Source organism: Synechococcus sp. R6-10 (assembly GCF_047461815.1).
GTDB lineage: Bacteria > Cyanobacteriota > Cyanobacteriia > Thermostichales > Thermostichaceae > Thermostichus.
Genome location: NZ_JANSHW010000719.1, coordinates 1 through 736, shown reverse-complemented (window position 1 = coordinate 736; position 736 = coordinate 1). Strand labels below are relative to the sequence as shown.

General features: G+C 66.2%; 1 protein-coding gene. It reads left to right on the top strand.

Annotation, left to right across the window (positions count from 1 at the left end; genetic code table 11):
• Positions 1 to 52: 52 nt before the first annotated feature.
• Positions 53 to 736 (top strand): 3,4-dihydroxy-2-butanone-4-phosphate synthase (gene ribB, locus NW837_RS15545; RefSeq protein ID WP_414332580.1); only part of this gene is annotated, 684 nt, incomplete at its 3' end.

Below are 736 nucleotides of genomic sequence, written 5' to 3'. Positions count from 1 at the left end.
GATGACCGCTCGTACTGGCACGGGAGACACCGCACAGGAGCGCGACCCGCAGGTGTTCGCCACCGTCGAAGAGGCGATCGAGATTGTCCGCAACGGGGGCATGCTGATCGTGGTCGACGACGAAGACCGCGAGAACGAGGGCGACTTCCTGATGGCTGCCGAGAAGGTCACCCCCGAAGCGGTGAACTTCATGGTGGTGCATGGGCGCGGGCTGCTCTGTTTGCCGACGGACGGCGCGCGGCTGGACGAGCTGGGCATCCCGATGATGACCAAAGCCATCACGGCGCAGTTCGGCACACCCATGGCGGAAGCCATCGACGCCCGCGAGGGCATCAGCACGGGCATCTCGGCATTCGACCGCGCCTTGACCATCCGCAAGTTCTGCGACCCAAGCGCCAAGCCCGACGACTTCGTGCGCCCTGGACATGTGTTCCCGCTGCGCGCTGCGCCTGGGGGCGTGCTACGCCGCGCAGGACACACCGAAGCTGCCGTAGACCTCGCACGGCTGGCGGGGCTGTTCCCCGCAGGCGTCATCTGCGAGATCCTGAACGAGGACGGCTCGATGGCGCGCATGCCGCAACTCATCGAAATCGCCCGCAAGCACGGACTGAAGATTCTGACGATTGCCGACCTCATCGCCTACCGCCGCCAACACGAGAGGCTGATTCGCCGCGCCGCGCCGCCCGTCTCGCTACCCACCAAGTACGGGCACTTCACGGTGTACGCCTACGAGTCG